Here is a 21043-nt window from a genome sequence, read left to right as displayed (position 1 = left end):
CATAATGAGAGTGGTACCGTGGATGTAAGCATTCACCTCTTTTTATAAGAGGTGGGTGCTTTTTTATTTTATCTTTTATGGAGGAATGGTTATGAAACATATATTTGCAAAAGCATTAAGTACACAAATTGAATTATTATCTATTGATGAGATTTTTCAACTTATAGAATATCCAAAGCATGAGGGACAAGGTGATTTGAGTTTTCCTGTCTTTACGTTAAGCAAACATTTAAAAAAAGCACCAAATCAAATTGCTCAAAGTATTGCAGAACAATTACATGACCCTTTGATTGACCATGTAGAAGCGGTTGGTGGCTATGTGAATGCTTATTTCAATCAAACGTATCTCGGTCAACTTCAAATTAAACGCATCTTACAAAAAGGGCGTCATTATGGGGATAGTGATATGGGGCACGGGCAAGTGATTACAATGGATGTGTCTTCACCGAATATCGCTAAACCTTTTAGCATGGGACATTTGCGTTCAACGGTTATCGGTAACTCTATCGCGTTAATTGCTGAAAAGTTAGGATACAGCCCAGTAAAAATCAATCACTTAGGTGATTGGGGAACTCAGTTTGGGAAATTAATTGTGGCTTATAAATTATGGGGGAATGAAGCCGACGTTAAAAAAGACCCAATTCCAGAACTGTTTAAACTGTATGTGAAATTCCATGAAGAGGCAGAAAAGAACCCTGAATTAGATGAACAAGGTCGTGAAGCATTCTTGAAGTTAGAACAAGGTGATGAAGTCCATGTTGCACTATGGGAGTGGTTTAGAAGTGTTTCTTTAGACGCTTTTAATAAAATTTATGATCGACTAGGTGTTACATTTGATTCATATCACGGTGAAGCTTTTTACAATGATAAAATGGATGAAATTGTGGAACTTCTTGCAAGTCAGCATCTTTTAGTTGAAGATAATGGCGCACAAATTGTAAAGCTTGAAGGAATGCCGCCAGCTTTAATTAAGAAAAATAATGGCTCAACGCTATATATTACAAGAGATTTAGCGACTGCATTGTATCGAAAACGTACATATAACTTTGACCATTCTTACTATGTAGTGGGTAATGAACAATCTTTACACTTTAAACAATTAATAGAGGTATTGAAGTTATTAGGATTTACATGGGCAAAAGATATGCAACATATTCCGTTCGGTATGATATTGAAAGACGGGAAGAAGATGTCGACGCGTAAAGGAAAAGTCATCTTACTAAATGAAGTTTTGGATGAAGCAGTGCGTATGGCGAAACAAAATATTTTAGAAAAATCAACGTATGTAGATGATATTGATAAAGTCGCAGAGCAAATTGGGATTGGGGCAGTGATTTTTAATGATTTGAAAAATGACCGTCTCAATGATATTGAATTTAATATAGGAGAAATGTTAAAAGCAGAAGGAAACACATGCTTGTACTTACAATATACGAATGCAAGAATCCATGCATTGATTGATAAAAGTAGAATAGAACAAGTTGACACAGTGAATACAATCGATGCGGCTGCATGGCCGATGATTAAACAGTTACATTTATTTGAAATTACATTAATCACAGCATTTGAAAAACACTCACCTGCAGAAGTAGCAAGATATTTATTACAACTTGCAAGATACTTTAATCAATATTACAACTCAGTAAGAATACTAGATGATGAATCACATTTGAAAGATCGTATTGCATTATTAAGTGCAGTATCTATTGTTTTAGAAGAAGGTTTAAGATTGTTAGGTATAGAATCGCCAAAATCGATTTAATATTGGAGGAAGTTGCACGCAAGCGTACATTGAGCGTGCAGAAACAAGAGAAACTGCACGCGAGACCCTAATAAGCGTGCAACTATATCAACTAAATCAACCATAAATACAAACAAAATGGCACGCCATTAAGCGTGCCATTTTTATATATTCCTTAATTCCTAGGAGATGTGTTTAACACTATGTAAACGATGTTTACGAGCTTCTGTTACATGTTCAACGGTTGTGAAAATAACCATAGCACTAACGAACCATGTTGCTAATCCAACGATTAAACTTAATGCCCAAATGCCTGTTGCATTTAACATTGTCCAAGTGGCTAATATACAGCATAAACAGCCTGTCATACCAAAGATTGCACCTTTACAAACGTGTGCTGCCATTTTGTCTCCGTATTCAATGCCTGAAATGCACATTGATAATAAAAAGACTGCTGGGAATGTTGCAAAGATACCACCAAAATCTTCCCATGGAATGATTTTAGAAACAATATAACTTAAAGCTACTGTACTACCACCGATTAAGAATTTTAATAATAATATTTTAAATTTCATTTTGATCACCTTTTATAAGTTTTTGATTGTAAATAACGCACAAGAAATTAAGAACCAACATGCAACTGAGAATGCTGCACCTTTTTTGAATCCGTGTTTAGAAACGTAAACTGATGTAATGGCAACTGTTAATATACAGCTTGTAATTCCCATTACAGCCCCTGAACTTAGATTCATTCCTGCAGTTATTAAATCATTTCCTTTATGATCTACTGATAAAGATAACATTGCTGCAATAAATACTGCGGGCATTGTCGCGATTATTCCACCAATCTTACCTCCAACTTTTCCTGCTACGATTGAAGCGGCTGCTACTGCAATTCCTCCAATAATAAATCGAATGAGTAACCCAACAATGGATATACCAAACATAAATATCATCTCTTCTTTAAATAGTATTTTTAATTCATCTATTAATATACGCTCATTTGTGAGTGGAATCACAAGAAAGTTTGACAAAATCATGACATTTTGTGATTATGTTCACAAACTTTAGAGTCATAAAAAAAGCGCTGAAACCAGCGCTACATAACGATTACATTATATTTATGGCCATCTAAGTCTGTGAATAAACAGCCATAATAGCCATTCATCACAGATGGGCCAGCAAGTACTTTTCCACCGTGTTCTTCGATTTTTTCACATAATGTATCGACTTCTTCTTTCGTTGATAAATCGAATGAAACAATCATCTCATTACCTGTAGATGTATCTGAAATAGGGGCTTGTATAAATGATGATAATACGTCATTTCTAAACAAACAAAACACCATACTGCCCATATGTACACTCGCCAGTTGCTCAGGGTCTTGACCATCTCTCGTTTCTAAACCAATCCCACTAAAAAAAGCTTTCGACGCTTGCACATCTTTAACCGGAATATTTAACCAATAAGACTTCATACCATCACCTCGTTGTTTGATAATATAAATGTAACATACTATAAGAGAAACGTATAAAATTAAGAAAATTTAATCTGAGTGATAGAAAATGAAATGTTAAGACGAATATATAGGTGTAAAGGAGGTCAATATGAATCAACGTGATCACGAAATTATACAAAAACTTTTAAATCAAGATGAAGAAGGTATGCAATTACTATTAAAAGAATATGGTGGATTGATAAAGGTAGTAAGTATCAAACAACTACACTATTTTGATAGATATTTGGATGAGTGTATAAATGATTGTCTTTTGGCCATATGGCAAAATATTGGGCAATATGATGCAAGTAAAAATTCATTTAAAAATTGGCTTGCAGTCATTGCAAAGTACAAAGCAATAAATATTATTAGAAAGTATCAAAAAGAACAAAACAATACATCCATTGCGCATATTGAAGAAACTATGTTTATTGAACAAAATAAATCACTTCATGATGAGTTATGGAAAGATTTAATTAGAGATTTATCTATTGAAGATCAAGAGTTGATGTCTATGATTTATATCGATGGTTATTCACCTAATGAAATTGCAATGGCAAAAAATATGAAAACAAGTAATATTTATAATCGGATATCTAGAGCGAAGAAAAAGATTAGATTAATGAAAGGAGACTTGTAATGAATTCATTTTTGTATGAAAAATTTAATGAAATTGAAACAGATACTTTAGAAGAAGTAGAAATGTCAGCGGAAGAACAAAATCAATATTTAAATCAATTTAAAAAGAGTGTCCATCAAAAACAGGCAAATATACAACAACCATCTAAATTAAGAAAATACATGTTATCATCAGTGGCAGCGGCTAGTTTATTGATTGCAACACCATTCATTGCGTTAAATGAGAGTGTTCAAGCAAGTGCAACAAAATGGATAGAAGATATTCAATATTCCTTTAAAGACATTTTGACGCCGAAAGCAGAAAAATATGCTACACATGTTAATGAGACAATCACTTTAAAAAATAAGAATGTAAGGCTCGTTGATGTATTTGCAGAAGGTAAATTTTTTACGTATAACGAGTTAATTGATAACAAAAGCAAGAAAGCTGAAAATACAACGAGTTCAAGTATCATATCTTTAAAAATAAATGGTAAAGAAATGTTTGAAGGATACTCAGGGTCATCTGAAGATTTAAAAAGTAACATCACAAGTAATATCGGCATCGTACACTTAAGAGATGAAGTACCGAAATCAACATACCATGTTGAAATGAAACTTGGGCCATTATCAGGTGAAGGAGAAGTATATGCATATCAGTTTGATGTTGATCCAACGACTTTTAATAAAAAAGTTAAAACAATGCGTATTGATAAACGTGTAAAGTTGAATAATCGTAATAATGTTAAAATAGAAACTTTAACATTAAATCCTCTATCAGCAATGATAGAGCATGTAAGTTCTTCTAATCATCATTTTGATATGATGATTTATGATGAAAAGGGAAAAAAATATTACTTTAATGCAATAAAAACAGATGAAGATAAAAATAAAAGTAAATCAACAGAGGTTTTTAATCCAGATATTCATTCAACTGGAACTATTGATGATTTGAACAAAGCAAAATCTTTATACGCTGAAGTTATTGATTATGGTGTTGAACATAACGGTGAAATGAAAATAGAAAAGAAATCCAAACGAATAAAGATTAAATAAAGAAATACCGCATTTGCGGTATTTTTTTTATTTTACTATTTTATGACATAATAGAATCAAAATAGATGTTTAGGTGTGCGTGATAAACTAATGTTCATCACAAGTTATATGGGTGTTGGATTTGTTATTATGCTTGTTTATGGATTGATGTATTGGATCACTTCAAATAAATACTACAGTATTGTTAATCAAAGTAAGTAATCGAAAATATTAATTTTAAAGATTCTCTTATTGAGTCTCTTTTTTTAGTGGAGATCATTGTTCTATAAATCGACATAGTCAAAACAGTTGAAGAAATTAGAATATGATATAGTGTTTATAAGATATAAATAAAATGTATGTTTAGAGGTGTCTTATGATTAATTTTGAGACTGTATTACAATTAAAATCAATATTAAAGCAAATAGAAGATGGGGAATTAGATATAGATTTGTTTGAAAGTGTTGTTGTACCTATGGAAACGAAAGAGATTTTACTTTCTTTGATTCAAATTCATTATACAGAGCATTTGTTTAAAATGGAGACAATCATTGAATTTATGGATGTATATGAGAAATTGACTGACATTAAAATCTCGTCGATATATGTTTCTTTAGATGATGAGCATCCTTTAAATGTATTTTCACGTGAAAATGAACACTTTATAAGTTTGTTAGATACGATTGAACAAGCACTATTAAAGTACAAATCAGAAGGTACTGCATTAAACATTTCAGATGAAATGAAGCAACTTGGTCATTTGTATCGTCATTATAATCGCAAAGAGAAATTATATTTTCCAATATTAGAACGCCATCAAGTGTATACAATGAACCGTAAATTATGGGAACAAGATGATGATATTAAAGCATTATATAGTACATTAAAGAAACGTTTACTAAAGTTAGATGAAATTGAATTTAGACATATTGAAAAATGTTTTAATGAATTAAAATCATTATTTATTTCAATGATGCAACAAGAAACATATTTGTTTATACCACTCGTTCAAGCACTATTTTCTGAACAAGATTATATCAATATTGATCATGAAAGTGATGCCTTTGGATTTGCAATTAAAAAAGGGATATGGCAAACAGAATTAAAATATGTGAAAAATATTGAAAGCCTTGACGACAGTGTGAATTTAAGAATGGGAGGCGGATTTTTAACGGTAAAAGAAGCGAATTTAATCTTAAATCAATTGCCTTTAGAACTCACTTTTATTGATAAACGTGGTTTATTTAAATACTTCAATGAAATAACAGAGGCGAAAGATATGATGTTTATAAGAACACCATTATCAATTGGACGTGCCGTTGCAAATTGTCATCCACCAAAAAGTTTGCCTAAAATGATGCAAGTATTACGTAATCTTAAAGAGCGAAAATCTGAGAAAGAAGTCATGTGGTTTAAAAAGGGGAACGAATATATTTATGTAACTTATACAGCGGTCTTTGATGAACATGATGAGTACATGGGAATACTAGAATACGTACAAGATATTCAACCATTCTTTGAATTACCAACACAAGTCAAAAGAGATGTTACAAAGTATTAAAGTGGATGACATATGAAAAAGCCCGAAAATAATAGTGACTGGCTAGTATCGGATGAATACTAGCCACTGAGGCATAAAATACCCCAAAAATAAGAGTGATTGGCTAGTATCGGGTAAATACTAGCCACTGGAGCATAAAAAAGCCCGAAAATAATAGTGACTGGCTAGTATCGGGTAAATACTAGCCACTGAGGCATAAAATACCCCAAAAATAAGAGTGATTGGCTAGTATCGGGTAAATACTAGCCACTGGAGCATAAAAAAGCCCGAAAATAAGAGTGACTGGCTAGTATCGGATGAATACTAGCCACTGAGGCATAAAATACCTCCAAAACAAGAGCGACTGGCTAGTATCGGATGAATACTAGCCACTGGAGCATAAAAAAGCCCGAAAATAAGAGTGACTGACTAGTATCGGATGAATACTAGCCACTGACACATGAAATACAACTAAAATAAAAAATGACTGGCTAGTATTAAATCAATACTAGCCAGTCAACTATTTATTCGTATGATTTTAAGAATGCTTCTATACTGCCTTCGTGTAACCAATTTTCTACATTCGATGGGTCGATATGAATGAATGGTCCGTCTTCTACATTGATATACTCTCCGTCTTCTGAACCTAAGCCACCGATGCTTACTTTCTTACCTTGTGCTTCAAAATATTGTTTCAGTTCATCTTTAAATAAACTGCGTTGTTCAATGTATTGTTTTACTGAAGGATTGTCATAAACATAACCTTCTACAAGTGTGGTACCAGGGACCATGCCTTGGTGTGCTTTAATGATTGGAACGTACTCCCATTCAACAACGATTTCGTGATCGCCTGTGAATGAATGTCGTGTTAATGGATAAATACTACCTTGCCACTCAATTTCCGTATAATCTGGAATGTCTGCATACGCGATTGTAAATTCCATTTCAGATTCATACGTTGTGATGAACGGGATTTGTGCAATCCATGATTTGACATCTTCAACAGTTTCAAATAACCCTACGACATGTTGATTGTCGCCATCAATAAATAATAATTGATACATATGAATCTCTCCTCTTATTTAAATCTTCAAGTTGTAATCGTTTACTTGAAGTTACATTGATTATAACAAACCCCATTGGTATAAGCACGACTATTATATATATCCTTGAATAAATATTAATGAATTGTCATATTTTATACAAAAATTCATGAAATGATGAATTTTTAGTTGTCATGAAAAACATAATATGACATACTAATAATTAATTAGTATAACACATTAAATTTTGAGGTGATTTTTTTGGAAAAGCACATTTACGCATTTGAAGAAGGTCAAAAATCAATGAAAGATTTATTAGGGGGTAAAGGTGCAAACCTTTCTGAGATGATGCGTCTTGGTTTACCTGTTCCTAACGGTTTTACAATTACAACGAAGAGCTGTATCGAATACTTAGCAAATGGCGAAGTGTTAAATGATACGTTACTTTCAGAGTTAGATGAACAAATTAAGAGCTTACAATCTAAGACAGGTAAAGCTTTTTCAGATGATAAAAATTTATTATTAGTATCAGTTCGTAGCGGTGCGAAAATTTCAATGCCAGGTATGATGGATACGATTTTAAACTTAGGGTTAAATGATGAAAATGTTGAGAAATTAGCTGCTGTTACAGGCGATGCACGTTTTGCTTATGACTGCTACAGACGTTTATTACAAATGTTTGGTCAAGTTGTATATAACATTCCAATGCATGCTTTTGAAGATTACTTTAATCAATATAAAGAGCAAAATGGTCATCAATTTGATGCGGATATTCCAGCTGAAGGATTGAAAGCAATTAGTGAACGCTTTAAAGAAGTGTATTTAGAGGAAGTGTACAAACCATTCCCTCAAGCGCCGATTGATCAATTGAAAGAAGCGATTGAAGCGGTATTTAAATCTTGGAACAACGATCGTGCACGTGTTTACCGTGATTTAAATGATATTCCACATGATATTGGTACAGCTGTAAACGTTCAAGAGATGGTATTTGGAAACAGTGGTGAGCGTTCAGGTACGGGTGTAGCATTTACGCGTAACCCTTCAACTGGTGAAAATAAATTATATGGTGAGTACTTATTAAATGCACAAGGTGAAGACGTTGTTGCTGGTATTCGTACACCTCAAGCAATTGCTACTTTAGATGAGCAAATGCCAAATGTGTACCAACAATTTGTTGATGTGACACATAAGTTAGAAGCGCATTATAAAGATATGCAAGATATTGAATTTACAATTGAAAATGAAAAATTATACATTTTACAAACGCGTAATGGTAAACGTACAGCAAAAGCTGCTATTAAAATTGCCGTTGATTTAGTCAATGAAGGTGTGATTTCTAAACAAGAAGCAGTATCAATGATTGAAGCGAAATCAATTGATCAATTATTACACCCATCATTTAAACCAGAAAGTTTAGCGCAAGCAGAAGTTGTTTCAGATAAAGGTTTACCGGCTTCACCAGGTGCGGCGACTGGTAAAATTGTATTCTCAGCAGTTGATGCAAAGGCGCAAGCTGAATTAGGAGAAGCAGTTATTTTAATGCGTCCTGAAACATCGCCAGAAGATATTGAAGGTATGGTTGCAAGTCGTGCAATTGTTACTACACATGGTGGTATGACATCACATGCTGCGGTTGTTGCACGTGGTATGGGTAAATGTTGTGTAACGGGATGTAGCGATTTACAAATCAACACAAAAGAAAAATATGTGAAATATCAAGGTAAGGTATTAAATGAAGGGGATATTGTTTCTGTAGATGGTTCAACTGGTGTTGTTTATATCGGTGAAATTGAAACAACAAATGCTGAGAAGAGTGAAGACTTTGATACAGTAATGCAATGGGCTGAAGAAACTGCACGCTTAAAAGTGCGTATGAATGCTGAAACGAAACAAGATATTACAGCAGGTTATGAGTTTGGTGCGGTAGGTATTGGTTTAGTACGTACAGAGCACATGTTCTTTGGTGAAGAACGTTTAATTGAAATGAGACGATTTATTTTAGCGTCAACGCATGAAGAACGTGTTCAAGCGTTAGATAAAATCAAAGTCTATCAAACGGAAGACTTTGAAGAAATCTTTAGATTATCTCAAGACCGTCCAACAATCGTGCGTTTATTAGATCCACCATTACATGAATTCTTACCTAAATCAAAAGAAGAAATTGAAGTGGTTTCTAAACAATTAAATGTAGATGTCATCACTTTAGAAAAACGTATCGAAGAATTACACGAATTTAACCCAATGCTTGGTCACCGTGGTTGTCGTTTAGCGATTACTTATCCAGAATTATATGAAATGCAAGCTGAAGCAATCATTTCTAGTGTGATTCGTCTTAAAAAAGAGGGTATCACAACAAGCCCAGAAATCATGATTCCTTTAGTTTCTACAGTGAGAGAGTTTACGGATTTAAAAGCGATTATTAAAGCGAAAATTGAATCAGTAGAACAAGAAATGGGTGAATCAGTGAAGTACTTAATCGGTACAATGATTGAAACACCGCGTGCATGTTTAGTGGCTGGTGAGTTAGCGAAACACTCTGAATTCTTCAGTTTCGGAACAAACGACTTAGCACAGTTAACTTATGGTTTCTCTCGTGATGATGCAGGTAAATTTATTAATGAATATACAAGTCGAGAAATATTAGCAGTTGATCCATTCCAAACTTTAGATGTAGATGGTATTGGACAATTGATCAAATTAGCAGTAGAATCAGCTAAAGCAGTTAATCCGTCAATTAAGATTGGTGTATGTGGAGAATTAGGCGGCGATCCTAAATCAATTCACTTCTTTAACACTTTAGCACTTGATTATGTATCATGTTCGCCATTCCGTGTACCAGGAGCGATTTTAGCAACTGCCCAAAGTAATGTTTAAGGAGAATGTTATGGTTGAACAAGGTCAGTTAAGTATTTTTGTAGTATCCGATTCAATCGGTGAAACTGCACAACGTATGACACATGCAACATTATCGCAGTTTCCGGATTTAAGTCATGTTGAAGTGAAGAAGTTTTCATTTGTACATGATGAAGAAGCATTAAAGAATATTTTAAACTTGGCAAAGCAAAAAGAAGCCATTGTTGTAACGACATTGGTTGAAGAGGCTTTGAATGTATTTGGGCATGAGTATGCAAACGCTCAAGGCATTCCGTATATTGATTACATGTCTGATTTGATTCACTTAATCAGTGATAAGACAGGTAGTCAGCCATTAATGGAAAGTGGTGCCTTACGTAAGCTTGATCGTGATTACTTTAAACGTATTGAAGCGATGGAGTATTCAGTGAAGTATGACGATGGCAAGAACTTTACACATTTAGAAGAAGCGGATGCACTTATTGTCGGTGTTTCTAGAACATCTAAAACACCACTAAGTATGTATTTGGCGAATAAAGGTTATAAAGTAGCCAATATACCACTTGTACCGGAATCACCAGTACCTGAACATGTGTATACACAAAAGCATAAAAAGGTATTTGGTTTAACAGCAAGTCCAAAATACATTATGAATATTCGTACAGAACGTATGAAAGTACTAGGATTACCGAATACAGGTCAGTACAATGATATGCAACGTATTAAAGAAGAATTGATTTATGCTGAAGAAGTATTCAAACGTTTAAATGCGATTGTTATTAATACAGAGTATAAATCAATTGAAGAATCAGCATTTTATATCGAGAAGCATTTATTAAAATAATCATATAATGAGATAACGTGATGACGGGATGATGAAGTCCATTGTCATCACGTTATTTTTATTTATTTTAATTGGCTGAAGTTTTTTATTCCTTTTGACCTACTGAAAAATAAGTTATATAATCGCTAGGTTAGAAAGGAAAAATGGTGATTAAAATGAATCAAGAACTAAAGAAAAATATTGGGTTTTTCCCGGCACTTGCATTAGTTATGGGAACAATCATTGGTTCTGGTGTATTCTTTAAAATTTCGAATATGACAGAATACACAGGCACGGTTGGTATGACATTATTTATATGGGTATTAGGTGGTTTAATTACCATTTGTGCAGGTTTAACAGCTGCTGAACTTGCTGCGATGATTCCTAAAACAGGTGGTTTAACAACATATTTAGAACATACATACGGTAACTTTTGGGGCTTTTTAGCAGGATGGGCACAAGCGTTTATTTATTTCCCGGCAATGATGGCAGCGCAAGGGATTATCTTCTCACAACAAATTGTGAATTTATTTCACTTAAACAAGTTGTGGCTAAGCCCAATTGCGGTATTGGCAATTATTTCTTTATTACTCATTAATTTATTAGGTTCTAAAGTCGGTGGTATGATTCAATCTGTCACATTAGTCGTTAAATTGATTCCAATAATAGCGATTGTTGTCTTCGGTTTATTCCAGTCACATGAAGTTGAATTTTCTATCGTGCCTTCAATGGGAGATACAGGATTAAGTCCGTTTACAGCGATTGGAGCAGGTTTACTTGCGACGATGTTTGCTTATGATGGATGGATCCATGTAGGGAATATTGCTGGAGAAATGAAGAACCCGAAAAAGGATTTACCAGCTGCAATCGCAATTGGTATCGGATTAGTAATGGCGATTTATTTATTAATCAACGCAACATTCTTAATGACATTCCCAATTTCACATTTAGCAGGTAATTTAAATGCGGCAACAGATACTGCAATTTCGTTATTTGGCGCATCAGGCGGTAAGATGATTACCATTGGTATTTTAATCTCTGTATATGGGGCATTAAATGGCTACATTATGACAGGCATGCGTGTACCATTCGCAATGGCTGAGAAAAAATTATTACCATTCGGTAAACAATTTATGAATCTTACAAAATCGTCTACACCTTGGTTTAGTGGATTAGTACAACTTGTAATCGCTGTGATTATGGTTGCATTAGGGGCATTTGACTCTATTACAAACATGTTGGTATTTGTTATTTGGGCATTTTATGTGATGAGTTTTATCGCTGTGATGATTTTAAGAAAAAGAGAACCCGATACATTAAGACCATACAAAGTACCGCTATATCCAGTGGTGCCGTTAATCGCAATTTTTTCAGGTGTATTTGTTATGTTAAATACATTATTCACACAGCCTGGACTAGCAATTACAGGTATCATTATTACGTTGCTTGGTATTCCGGTGTATCAGTATCAAAAGAAAAAAGTTCAACTATAATTAATGATTAAAAGGCACCTATAGGGTGTCTTTTTTTGAATATTTTATTAAGAGAGCGATTGTTTGTAGATTAAGAATCAAATTTATGGCTGATAACTTATTAACCCTATTGAGAATAGGGTAATGTTATTGCGTCAATATTTTGTAATAAGTCATATAAAAAATTTAAAGTATTTAAAGTGTTTCCGGTTGACTTAAAACTTTAAACGTGTAATAATCAAATTAAGCTTAATTAGAATTATTATAAATAAGTGATAAAAATCACATCTCTAAATAAAAATAATAATGCTAATTAAAAATAAAACTTAGGAGGCAATTCAATGTCATTAATTAACAAAGAAATTTTACCATTCACAGCTAACGCTTACGATCCAAAATCAGATTCATTCGTAACAGTATCTAACGAATCAATCAAAGGTAAATGGAACATCATCTGTTTCTACCCAGCAGACTTCACATTCGTTTGCCCAACTGAATTAGAAGATTTACAAGATCACTATGAAACATTACAAGGTTTAGGTGTAGATGTATATTCAGTATCATGCGATACTCATTTCGTACACAAAGCTTGGCATGATCATTCAGAAGCAATTTCTAAATTACAATATACGATGATTGCTGACCCATCACAAACAATCGCTCGTAACTTTGATGTATTAGATGAAGAAGCTGGTCTTGCACAACGTGCGACATTCTTAATCGATCCAAATGGTGTTGTTCAAACAATGGAAATCAACAATGATGGTATCGGTCGTGAAGCATCAGTATTAGTTGATAAAGTAAAAGCTGCTCAATACGTTGCTAGCCATGACGGTGAAGTTTGTCCTGCGAAATGGAAAGAAAGCGGAGAAACATTAACACCAGGTTTAGATTTAGTTGGTAAAATCTAATAATTAGACATTTAAATCATATTTCAGAGTAAATTTGAAACGAATATTCAGATAAGGTTGGGGCTTTTGTCTCAACCTTATCTTATAAATAAGATAGGAGCATACTATGTTAAACGATAATTTAAAACAACAATTAGCCCAGTATTTAGAGTTAATGGAAGGAGATGTAGTAATCACTGCATCAGCTTCAGATGACAAAACATCTCAAGAAATGATGGAATTATTGAACGTTATCAAATCATTATCAAATCGCATTACGATTAAAGAAGAGACATTAAAACGTACACCAAGCTTTACTTTAGCGCGTCCAAATGAAGCAGCACGCGTTACATTTTGTGGCGTACCTTTAGGCCATGAATTCACGTCATTAGTATTGGCATTATTACAAGTGAGTGGTCGTGCACCAAAGGTTGACGAAGCAGTAATTAAACAAATTGAGAAATTAGAAGGACCTTTCAATTTCGAAACGTTCATTAGCTTAACTTGTACAAAATGTCCAGATGTAGTACAAGCTTTAAATATGATGAGTGTGATCAACCCAAACATTACACACACTATGATTGATGGTGCTGCATTCCGTGAAGAATCAAAAGACATCATGGCTGTACCTAGCATTTTCTTAAATGGTGAAGAATTTGGTTCAGGTAAAATGACAGTTGAAGAAATCATCGCGCAATTAGGCGGTGGTATTGAAGCATCAGAAATTAATGCAAAAGAAACTTTTGATGTATTAGTCATTGGTGGAGGTCCAGCAAGTGGTGCAGCTGCGATTTACACTGCACGTAAAGGATTACGTACAGGTATTGTTGCAGAACGTATCGGTGGTCAAGTAAATGATACAGCTAGTATTGAAAACTTTATTTCAGTAAAAGAAACAACTGGTCCAGAATTCTCACAAAACCTTGCAGATCATATTGCTGCATATGACATTGATGTTATGAATGCAATGCGTGTTTCTAAAATTGATAAAATTGACGATTTAGTACATGTAGAATTAGAAAACGGTGGTAAACTTACATCTAAAACATTAATCATCGGTACAGGTGCGAAATGGCGTAATATGAACGTACCTGGTGAAGTTGAATATAAAAATAAAGGTGTTGCATATTGTCCTCACTGTGATGGTCCATTATTTGAAGGTAAACGCGTTGCAGTTGTTGGTGGCGGTAACTCAGGTGTTGAAGCTGCGATTGACTTAGCAGGTATTGTAGAACACGTTACTTTATTAGAATTTGGTGATACATTACGTGCGGATAAAGTATTGCAAGACCGTTTAAATTCATTATCAAATACAGAAATCATCAAATCAGCAGCTACAAAAGAATTGACTGGTGATGATAAATTAAAAGCATTAACTTACGTAGACCGTAACACGAATGAGGAACATACAATTGAACTAGAAGGTGTATTCGTTCAAATCGGTTTAGTACCAAGTACAGAATTCACTGGCGATTTACTAGAGAAAAACAACCGTGGTGAAATCATTGTAGACCGTAATGGTTTAACAAACGTTCCTGGTATCTTTGCAGCAGGTGACTGTACAGATCAAACGTACAAACAAATTATTATTTCAATGGGTTCAGGTGCTACAGCGGCATTAAGCGCATTTGATTATTTAATTCGTAACTAAATAGAATCTTTTTAAAGTCATTCCTAAAGGGAATGGCTTTTTTATTTTTCAGTTATTATTATTAAATAATATAAAATTTTATATAATAAAGTAATAATAGATGTCAAAAACATTGAAAAAGAATTTAAAAACATAGGAATGAGTGATTTTAAACTGATAATAATGCCATTTTACACTCGTAGTTTATTCTGATTATTGATAATTGATATATAAATTATATTAAAAGTTAATAGAATTTTCAGAAAAAATATTGACATAAATCGTAATGTTTATTAAAATTTAATCAACTATTTGATGTAATTTCTATATCAATATAGTTAAAAAACAATTAATGAATAATGAGGGAGAAAAGTGGAATGAAAAAAATTCAAAAATTCACGACTTGTATTGCTGCATTAGCCATCGCTGCACCTTTAGCTGTAGCAGATGCCAAAACTTATGTCATTAATAATTCAAACAGTGACAAATTGGGGAGTTCTGAAGTTTTAGGTGATTTACCTTCGGCACTTGTAACAAAAAATAATTCGATATTAGGGGATTACAAAAAATCAAAGGACATCCACCAAATTGACAAAAACTTTGATATTCCTAAAGTTTCAAAAGACAAAATTACGCAAAGTAAAGCACAAATTCCGAATTTAGTAGAGGATTATCAAGTAGGAGATACGCGTGACTTTACAACAATCAATATGGTAACGAATGCGGATGAAAAGACAAAAGCGACGTTGCAATACGATGGCTCTAAAGCACAAATTTGGGTGGCAGATAGTCGTGTGACAAAAGAAAAGGCTGAACAAATTGGAAAAGAATTTGATCAAAATATCGGACCAGTTGTAGAGAAATATTTTTCTACACCATCAGATATTGATAAAAACGGCAAAATCAATATATTAGTGTTTGATATTAAAGATGACTTCGAAAAGACTGGTAGTTACGTTGGAGGATACTTCCATCCACGTGATTTATTAATGATGAATGGCTCTAACATGTCAGAAACGTTCTACATGGATACTTTCCCATCAATGGGCAAGAACGGCGAAATGGATGTAACAAAAATCTATACGACACTTGCACATGAATATCAACATATGGTGAACTTCAATCGCAATATATTAGTAGAAAAAGGCGATTTTATTGATGGAAAAATGGACACATGGCTGAATGAAGCATTTTCTATGGCAAGTGAACAAATTTACTCGAAACAACCATTAACGAAGCGTATTGAATACTTTAATAAATCTGAATCGATTGCGAATGGTCATTCATTAATTAAATGGCAAAATAATAACGATGTATTATCGAATTATTCATTATCATATTTATTTGGTCAATATTTAAGAACTCAAGCAGACAACGGTGATGCGATCTTTAAAGAAATTTTAGAAGACCAAGGTACAACAATTGAAACATTACAAAATGCGATTCATAAACATGTAAGCCCAACAATGTCAGTAGATCAATTTATGACAAACTTCCGAGTGGCTTTAGTGAAGAAAGATAAGTCAGGACCATATGGCTTTAAAGGTGAAGCAGGATTTGATCAAATCAATCCAATTCATATTACGAATTTACCAGAGTCATTAATGCCTCAAGGTGCGGTTGTATTTGATGCTAAAGATGACTTTAAAGTACCAAGCAATAAAGGACAACATATTCAATATGTTGATATCTCTGGTGCTGCGTCAGAAGAACCAACAGGTGAGACACCGACTGGTGAAGAACCTACTGCTGAAGAGCCGACAGGTGAAACACCAACAGCTGAAACACCAGAACCATGTCCGAATGGTGATTTATGGTGCCCAGGTAACTATCCGAGATAATAATAAATCATAATAAATAACCCCAGTGAGCGATAAAAAGAATACTTCGCTCACTGGGGTTTAAAATTGAATGAAATCGATGGTGAGTGAGCGATAAAGAATAGACTTCGCTCACTCAGCTAATCAATTAAATAATATACACTCTATTTTTCTTCTATTAATGTTTTGTTCTCTAATTTATATACTTTATCAGCATATTTAAAGATACGTGTATCATGTGTGATGATGATACATGATGTTTGTGTTTCTTTAACGCGCTTTTGAATGGTTTCGATGACTTGGATGGCACGTTCAAAGTCTAAACTTGCTGTCGGTTCATCAGCTAATATTAATGAAGGTTCATTCATAAACGCACGAGCAATGGCAGTTCTTTGCTTTTCCCCACCCGATAAGTTTTTTGGATATTCTTTTGCGCGATGTGAGAGTCCAAATGCTTCTAATAATTGGTCAGCTTTCTTACTTGCATTACTTTTTGATTGTTTATCGAGTTGTGCAACATACATCAATTGATCTTTCACATTGATATAAGGAATTAAGTGCGATGCTTGAAAGATAAAACCAATATCTGAGAGTCTGAGTTGTGTTAATTCAGCATCAGAAAGTTGACTTAAATCTTTGTTATCAATAATCACCTGTCCACTTGTTGATTGTTGTAATGCACCGATTATTGTTAGTAATGTACTTTTTCCTGATCCAGATGGCCCATAAAGACAAATCAATTCGCCATCATTCACAGTTAAGTTGATATCGTTAAATACTTCGGTCGTATCGGTTTTTGTTTTGAATGTTTTATTTAAATGTTTGATTTCAATCATATTATTCTCCTCCAATCGCTTTAATCGGATCGATTTTTAATACTTTAATCACAGATAACAATGCACCTAATAAAGAGACTAAAATAAATAATCCAACTAAGATAAATATTAAATTTGTATTTAAGTAGTACGGCATTTTATCAGGGATTAATTGATCGATGATAAACATAATGGCGATGGATAAACTGATACTCACACCAACGATTGTTAGTACTTCAGTTATGATTTTTTGTACAAGTTTACTCGTCTTTGTGCCGATGGCCTTTAAAATACCGTATTCTGTTGTTTTTTGTATTGTAATCACATAGAAGAATACTGTAATGACAATTGCTGAAATTAAGAATAAGAAAAATACCATTAAGTTGAGCGGCATTTGTTCTGCTTGGAAACTCGGTAATGCATTTTTGGCATCATCTTTATTAATGATTTCAACGTCTTTTAACTTTGCTTTGATTGCTTTTGCATCATCTAAGTTTTGAGCCAAAATGGCATTTGTATTTGGACGGATATGCTTTAATGTTTTTTCTGTTACAAAACCTACTGGTGCGTGACCATACATTTGATAGTCCGTATATTTCGTAATGTGGATTTTGTGTTTAGTACCTTTGAATGTATGATGCGTTTTTATTTCACCTTTTAAGTGCACATCTAAAATCATTTCATCATTTTCTTTAGGAAGTAATGCTGCGTTCTTTGTTGATGGATTATGAAATGTCGATAATAATACTTTGTCATTAGAACTGAATGCTACAGGAATCATCGATAAAGTTTGATAGTCTTCCTTATCGATTACTTTTTGATTCAATGATAGATTTGAGTTCATAATGTTTTTGTCAGCATCTTTACTGACGATAAAGTATTTAGTGTCTAATGCGTCGATGTAAGAAATGTTATCTTTTTTTAATCCTTGTGCTAAACTTGATACAAATAACACTAAGAAACATAGTAAAAAGATAATTGAAGCAATGAGAAAATATTTAAATTTGGCGTATTTGATTTCTTTAATGGCTAAATTCATTTTAAAATTCCTTTCTATTGGTTGATGACTAAAGTATAGGGAAGTAATGTGAACGGAATATGAACACTATATGAAATAGGTGAGAATATGAAAAAAAGCATACTCGTTGTGGATGACGAACGTGCAATTAGAGAAACGGTAATGAATGGTTTAAATCGGTTATATGATGTTGTAGGTGCTGAGCATGCAGATGAGGCACATGAAATTCTTGAAAACCAGCCAATCCATTTATGTGTGGTGGATGTGATGATGCCAGGACAAGATGGCTTTAGTTTATGTAAAGATATAAAATCTCTTTATAATATCCCAGTCATTATGCTAACGGCGAGAAGTGCGTTAAATGATAAGCGTATCGCATTTTCTTCGGGCAGTGATGATTACTTAACAAAGCCTTTTGAAGTTGAGGAACTCATGTTTCGCATCGAAGCGATTTTAAAAAGATATGATATTAATAACGAAGCAATTACATTAGGTAATGTGACAATTGATGAAGCAACTTATGAAGTCATGATTGATTCAGATGTGATTTATTTGCCGAATAAAGAATTTATGTTGCTGTACTATTTAATGAAAACTTATCCTAAAGTTGCATCGAGAGAAACACTCATTGAAGCTATTTGGGGCTACGATTTTGATGGTGATGAAAGAACAGTGGATGTGCATATTAAGCGTATTAGAAAGCGTCTTGAAAGTTATGATACAACACTTGAAATTCAGACGATAAGAGGGGTAGGGTATAAAGTACATGTTTAAACATTTATCATCACGCTTTATTTTTATCACCTTGATGGTCATGATTTTTAGTGGTGTCATTAGTTTTATGATATCAAACGTGTATTATCATATGATGTTGAAGTCAGAAAATGATGCGCGTATCACACGTATGTTAAAACAAGAGAAGTCATTTATCGAAACACACCCTGAAATAAAGGCAGATGACTACTTTAAGCAGTTATCGAACCATCAATACCAAGTTGTTGCAGTACATAATCAACAAACGAAACATTACGGCTCAAAGTTTAGATTGGACAATCTAGATACACAAGAAGCTGCAAAGACGATTGAGAAAAGTGGTATGTACCACGGAATAAAAAATCGACCATTTAGCTTATGGATTACAGGGTTCTTTGACAATGAAACGAGAAATACTGTAGGCATACATATGAACATTCAAAACGAAGGTTATGATGTTTATTTAAGACCAGACGTGGGGAATAGCATGCACGAATTTAGAATTTTCCTTGCTATTCTTCTAGCACTGATGATTGGTATATCGATTATTTTTGTATTTATATCATCTAAATTTATCGTAAGACCTGTTGTTAAACTAAAAGAAGCGGCGAAAGAGATTGGTGAGGGTAATTATTTAAAGACGGATATCGATAAAAGAAATGATGAAATCGGAACACTTGCAGAAGAAATGAATATCATGAGTGAAAAAATTAAACATCATGAAGCAATGAACAAACGATTTGTCGCAAACGTGTCACATGAAATACAATCGCCGATAGCGAATTTATTAGGTGAAATTGATATGTTTGAACAAACACAAGACAAAGCACATCTTGAATCGATTAAACATCAATCTAAAAGACTTAGTGGCTTAACTTCTCAATTATTAATGCTCGCATCGATTGAACAAAAAGAAAAAGCGATTCAATTTGAAAAAGTCCAATTAAAGCCATTAGTACATGAAGCAATCAAAAGTTATCGCTATCAATTGAACCAAAAAGAAATGTTCGTTTCTACGAAATTAAGTGAAGTAACCATTGAAGGTAATCAAGATTTATTGTTTCAAATGATTGGTAATGTCCTATCTAATGCAATTAAATATAGTCCGAGTGAAAGTGATATTCAGGTGACGTTAGAGAAGGGCTATTTATTAATAGAAGATAGCGGATATGGTATGGATGAACAAACACTTAAGCATTTATTTGAACGATTCTATAAAGCGAATGTGTCTGAAGATCAAGTGACATCGAATGGATTGGGTATGGCAATCGTTAAAGAAATAGCGGATATACATGGTATTCATATAGAAGTAGGTAGCAAGCAAGGTGAAGGTACGACGGTAAAGTTAATATTTAAAAACGCATAGGTGAAGTGCACCCCTAAAGTTGAACCTTAAAATTCAACTTTAGGGGTGTTTATTTTGAATAAAAAGCATGAACTTGATTTTAAATTAAGACTTATTAAAGAATATAAAGATGGAAATAATGGCTATGA

19 protein-coding genes and 1 other annotated feature (1 of these 20 cut by a window edge) are annotated in these 21043 nt (G+C 33.4%); of the genes, 13 read left to right on the top strand and 6 right to left on the bottom strand.

Going from position 1 to position 21043, the window contains the following annotated elements:
- Positions 1–43, top strand: a binding site (T-box leader); it begins 170 nt to the left of the window's first position.
- 42 nt (positions 44–85) lie between these two features.
- On the top strand, positions 86–1762 hold the full coding sequence (gene argS, locus ER639_RS09905) for an arginine--tRNA ligase (RefSeq protein ID WP_129065632.1): 1677 nt from the start codon (positions 86–88) through the stop codon (positions 1760–1762).
- Positions 1763–1923: 161 nt separating this feature from the next.
- Here argS and ER639_RS09900 read toward each other — a convergent pair whose 3' ends face one another.
- The 3 genes from ER639_RS09900 to ER639_RS09890 form a co-directional block, all read right to left on the bottom strand.
- A complete protein-coding gene (locus ER639_RS09900) occupies positions 1924–2316 on the bottom strand; it encodes a DUF3147 family protein (protein ID WP_129065631.1) in 393 nt (130 codons plus the stop codon).
- 12 nt (positions 2317–2328) lie between these two features.
- A complete protein-coding gene (locus ER639_RS09895) occupies positions 2329–2688 on the bottom strand; it encodes a DUF3147 family protein (protein ID WP_129065630.1) in 360 nt (119 codons plus the stop codon).
- Positions 2689–2840: 152 nt separating this feature from the next.
- Positions 2841–3218, bottom strand: coding sequence for a VOC family protein (locus ER639_RS09890; RefSeq protein WP_129065629.1), 378 nt, complete (start codon positions 3216–3218; stop codon positions 2841–2843).
- Positions 3219–3348: 130 nt separating this feature from the next.
- On the opposite strand from ER639_RS09890, the gene ER639_RS09885 reads away from it, so the two are divergent.
- The 4 genes from ER639_RS09885 (at position 3349) to ER639_RS09870 (ending at position 6453) form a co-directional block, all read left to right on the top strand.
- Positions 3349–3879, top strand: a complete 531-nt coding sequence (locus ER639_RS09885) for a sigma-70 family RNA polymerase sigma factor (protein ID WP_129065628.1) — start codon at positions 3349–3351, stop codon at positions 3877–3879.
- Complete coding sequence (locus ER639_RS09880; protein WP_129065627.1) at positions 3879–4913, top strand: DUF4179 domain-containing protein; 1035 nt, start codon at positions 3879–3881, stop codon at positions 4911–4913. Before ER639_RS09885 ends, ER639_RS09880 begins: the two co-directional genes overlap by 1 nt.
- A 75-nt stretch (positions 4914–4988) precedes the next feature.
- Positions 4989–5114: a hypothetical protein gene (locus ER639_RS12515; RefSeq protein ID WP_255420568.1), complete on the top strand. Its 126-nt coding sequence runs from the start codon at positions 4989–4991 to the stop codon at positions 5112–5114.
- Between the two features lie 154 nt (positions 5115–5268).
- Positions 5269–6453, top strand: coding sequence for a PAS domain-containing protein (locus ER639_RS09870; protein WP_129065626.1), 1185 nt, complete (start codon positions 5269–5271; stop codon positions 6451–6453).
- 503 nt (positions 6454–6956) lie between these two features.
- Here ER639_RS09870 and ER639_RS09865 read toward each other — a convergent pair.
- Positions 6957–7496: a hypothetical protein gene (locus tag ER639_RS09865; protein ID WP_129065625.1), complete on the bottom strand. Its 540-nt coding sequence runs from the start codon at positions 7494–7496 to the stop codon at positions 6957–6959.
- A 240-nt stretch (positions 7497–7736) separates the two neighbouring features.
- Between ER639_RS09865 and ppdK the strand changes: the two genes are divergently transcribed.
- The 6 genes from ppdK to ER639_RS09835 all read left to right on the top strand — a co-directional run bounded on the left by ppdK (position 7737) and on the right by ER639_RS09835 (position 16984).
- Positions 7737–10349 (top strand): pyruvate, phosphate dikinase, encoded by a 2613-nt coding sequence (ppdK, locus tag ER639_RS09860; RefSeq protein WP_129065624.1) that lies wholly within the window; start codon positions 7737–7739, stop codon positions 10347–10349.
- A 10-nt stretch (positions 10350–10359) separates the two neighbouring features.
- Positions 10360–11172 carry a pyruvate, water dikinase regulatory protein gene (locus tag ER639_RS09855; RefSeq protein ID WP_240664039.1) on the top strand — a complete coding sequence of 271 codons (813 nt, stop codon included), beginning with the start codon at positions 10360–10362 and terminating at the stop codon, positions 11170–11172.
- 155 nt (positions 11173–11327) lie between these two features.
- Positions 11328–12644, top strand: a complete 1317-nt coding sequence (locus ER639_RS09850; RefSeq protein WP_483306243.1) for an APC family permease — start codon at positions 11328–11330, stop codon at positions 12642–12644.
- A 320-nt stretch (positions 12645–12964) separates the two neighbouring features.
- Positions 12965–13534, top strand: coding sequence for an alkyl hydroperoxide reductase subunit C (ahpC, locus tag ER639_RS09845; protein WP_129065622.1), 570 nt, complete (start codon positions 12965–12967; stop codon positions 13532–13534).
- A 106-nt stretch (positions 13535–13640) separates the two neighbouring features.
- Complete coding sequence (gene ahpF, locus ER639_RS09840; protein ID WP_129065621.1) at positions 13641–15164, top strand: alkyl hydroperoxide reductase subunit F; 1524 nt, start codon at positions 13641–13643, stop codon at positions 15162–15164.
- A gap of 356 nt (positions 15165–15520) precedes the next feature.
- Positions 15521–16984, top strand: coding sequence for a M30 family zinc metallopeptidase (locus ER639_RS09835; RefSeq protein WP_129065620.1), 1464 nt, complete (start codon positions 15521–15523; stop codon positions 16982–16984).
- 143 nt (positions 16985–17127) lie between these two features.
- Here the strand turns inward: ER639_RS09835 and ER639_RS09830 are convergent, their stop codons facing one another.
- Positions 17128–17799, bottom strand: a complete 672-nt coding sequence (locus ER639_RS09830; RefSeq protein ID WP_129065619.1) for an ABC transporter ATP-binding protein — start codon at positions 17797–17799, stop codon at positions 17128–17130.
- A gap of 1 nt (position 17800) precedes the next feature.
- Positions 17801–18817, bottom strand: coding sequence for an ABC transporter permease (locus ER639_RS09825; protein WP_129065618.1), 1017 nt, complete (start codon positions 18815–18817; stop codon positions 17801–17803).
- A gap of 87 nt (positions 18818–18904) precedes the next feature.
- On the opposite strand from ER639_RS09825, the gene ER639_RS09820 reads away from it, so the two are divergent.
- The gene (locus tag ER639_RS09820) at positions 18905–19570 is read left to right on the top strand and encodes a response regulator transcription factor (protein WP_129065617.1); all 666 of its coding nucleotides are present in this window, start codon (positions 18905–18907) and stop codon (positions 19568–19570) included.
- Positions 19571–19637: 67 nt separating this feature from the next.
- Positions 19638–20915, top strand: a complete 1278-nt coding sequence (locus ER639_RS09815) for a sensor histidine kinase (RefSeq protein WP_164993419.1) — start codon at positions 19638–19640, stop codon at positions 20913–20915.
- Positions 20916–21043 lie beyond the last annotated feature (128 nt).

The sequence above is a fragment of the Macrococcus sp. DPC7161 genome, assembly GCF_004117835.1.
Lineage (GTDB): Bacteria > Bacillota > Bacilli > Staphylococcales > Staphylococcaceae > SDSC01.
This window is presented reverse-complemented; position numbering and strand designations above follow the sequence as displayed.

What these genes read in the sequence shown, in the direction of transcription:
- argS (WP_129065632.1), top strand. Translation starts at nt 86, where the DNA reads ATGGTTATGAAACATATATTTGCAAAAGCATTAAGTACACAAATTGAA.
- ER639_RS09900 (WP_129065631.1), bottom strand. Translation starts at nt 2,316, where the DNA reads ATGAAATTTAAAATATTATTATTAAAATTCTTAATCGGTGGTAGTACA.
- ER639_RS09895 (WP_129065630.1), bottom strand. Translation starts at nt 2,688, where the DNA reads ATGTTTGGTATATCCATTGTTGGGTTACTCATTCGATTTATTATTGGA.
- ER639_RS09890 (WP_129065629.1), bottom strand. Translation starts at nt 3,218, where the DNA reads ATGAAGTCTTATTGGTTAAATATTCCGGTTAAAGATGTGCAAGCGTCG.
- ER639_RS09885 (WP_129065628.1), top strand. Translation starts at nt 3,349, where the DNA reads ATGAATCAACGTGATCACGAAATTATACAAAAACTTTTAAATCAAGAT.
- ER639_RS09880 (WP_129065627.1), top strand. Translation starts at nt 3,879, where the DNA reads ATGAATTCATTTTTGTATGAAAAATTTAATGAAATTGAAACAGATACT.
- ER639_RS09870 (WP_129065626.1), top strand. Translation starts at nt 5,269, where the DNA reads ATGATTAATTTTGAGACTGTATTACAATTAAAATCAATATTAAAGCAA.
- ER639_RS09865 (WP_129065625.1), bottom strand. Translation starts at nt 7,496, where the DNA reads ATGTATCAATTATTATTTATTGATGGCGACAATCAACATGTCGTAGGG.
- ER639_RS09855 (WP_240664039.1), top strand. Translation starts at nt 10,360, where the DNA reads ATGGTTGAACAAGGTCAGTTAAGTATTTTTGTAGTATCCGATTCAATC.
- ER639_RS09850 (WP_483306243.1), top strand. Translation starts at nt 11,328, where the DNA reads ATGAATCAAGAACTAAAGAAAAATATTGGGTTTTTCCCGGCACTTGCA.
- ahpC (WP_129065622.1), top strand. Translation starts at nt 12,965, where the DNA reads ATGTCATTAATTAACAAAGAAATTTTACCATTCACAGCTAACGCTTAC.
- ahpF (WP_129065621.1), top strand. Translation starts at nt 13,641, where the DNA reads ATGTTAAACGATAATTTAAAACAACAATTAGCCCAGTATTTAGAGTTA.
- ER639_RS09835 (WP_129065620.1), top strand. Translation starts at nt 15,521, where the DNA reads ATGAAAAAAATTCAAAAATTCACGACTTGTATTGCTGCATTAGCCATC.
- ER639_RS09830 (WP_129065619.1), bottom strand. Translation starts at nt 17,799, where the DNA reads ATGATTGAAATCAAACATTTAAATAAAACATTCAAAACAAAAACCGAT.
- ER639_RS09825 (WP_129065618.1), bottom strand. Translation starts at nt 18,817, where the DNA reads ATGAATTTAGCCATTAAAGAAATCAAATACGCCAAATTTAAATATTTT.
- ER639_RS09820 (WP_129065617.1), top strand. Translation starts at nt 18,905, where the DNA reads ATGAAAAAAAGCATACTCGTTGTGGATGACGAACGTGCAATTAGAGAA.
- ER639_RS09815 (WP_164993419.1), top strand. Translation starts at nt 19,638, where the DNA reads ATGATATCAAACGTGTATTATCATATGATGTTGAAGTCAGAAAATGAT.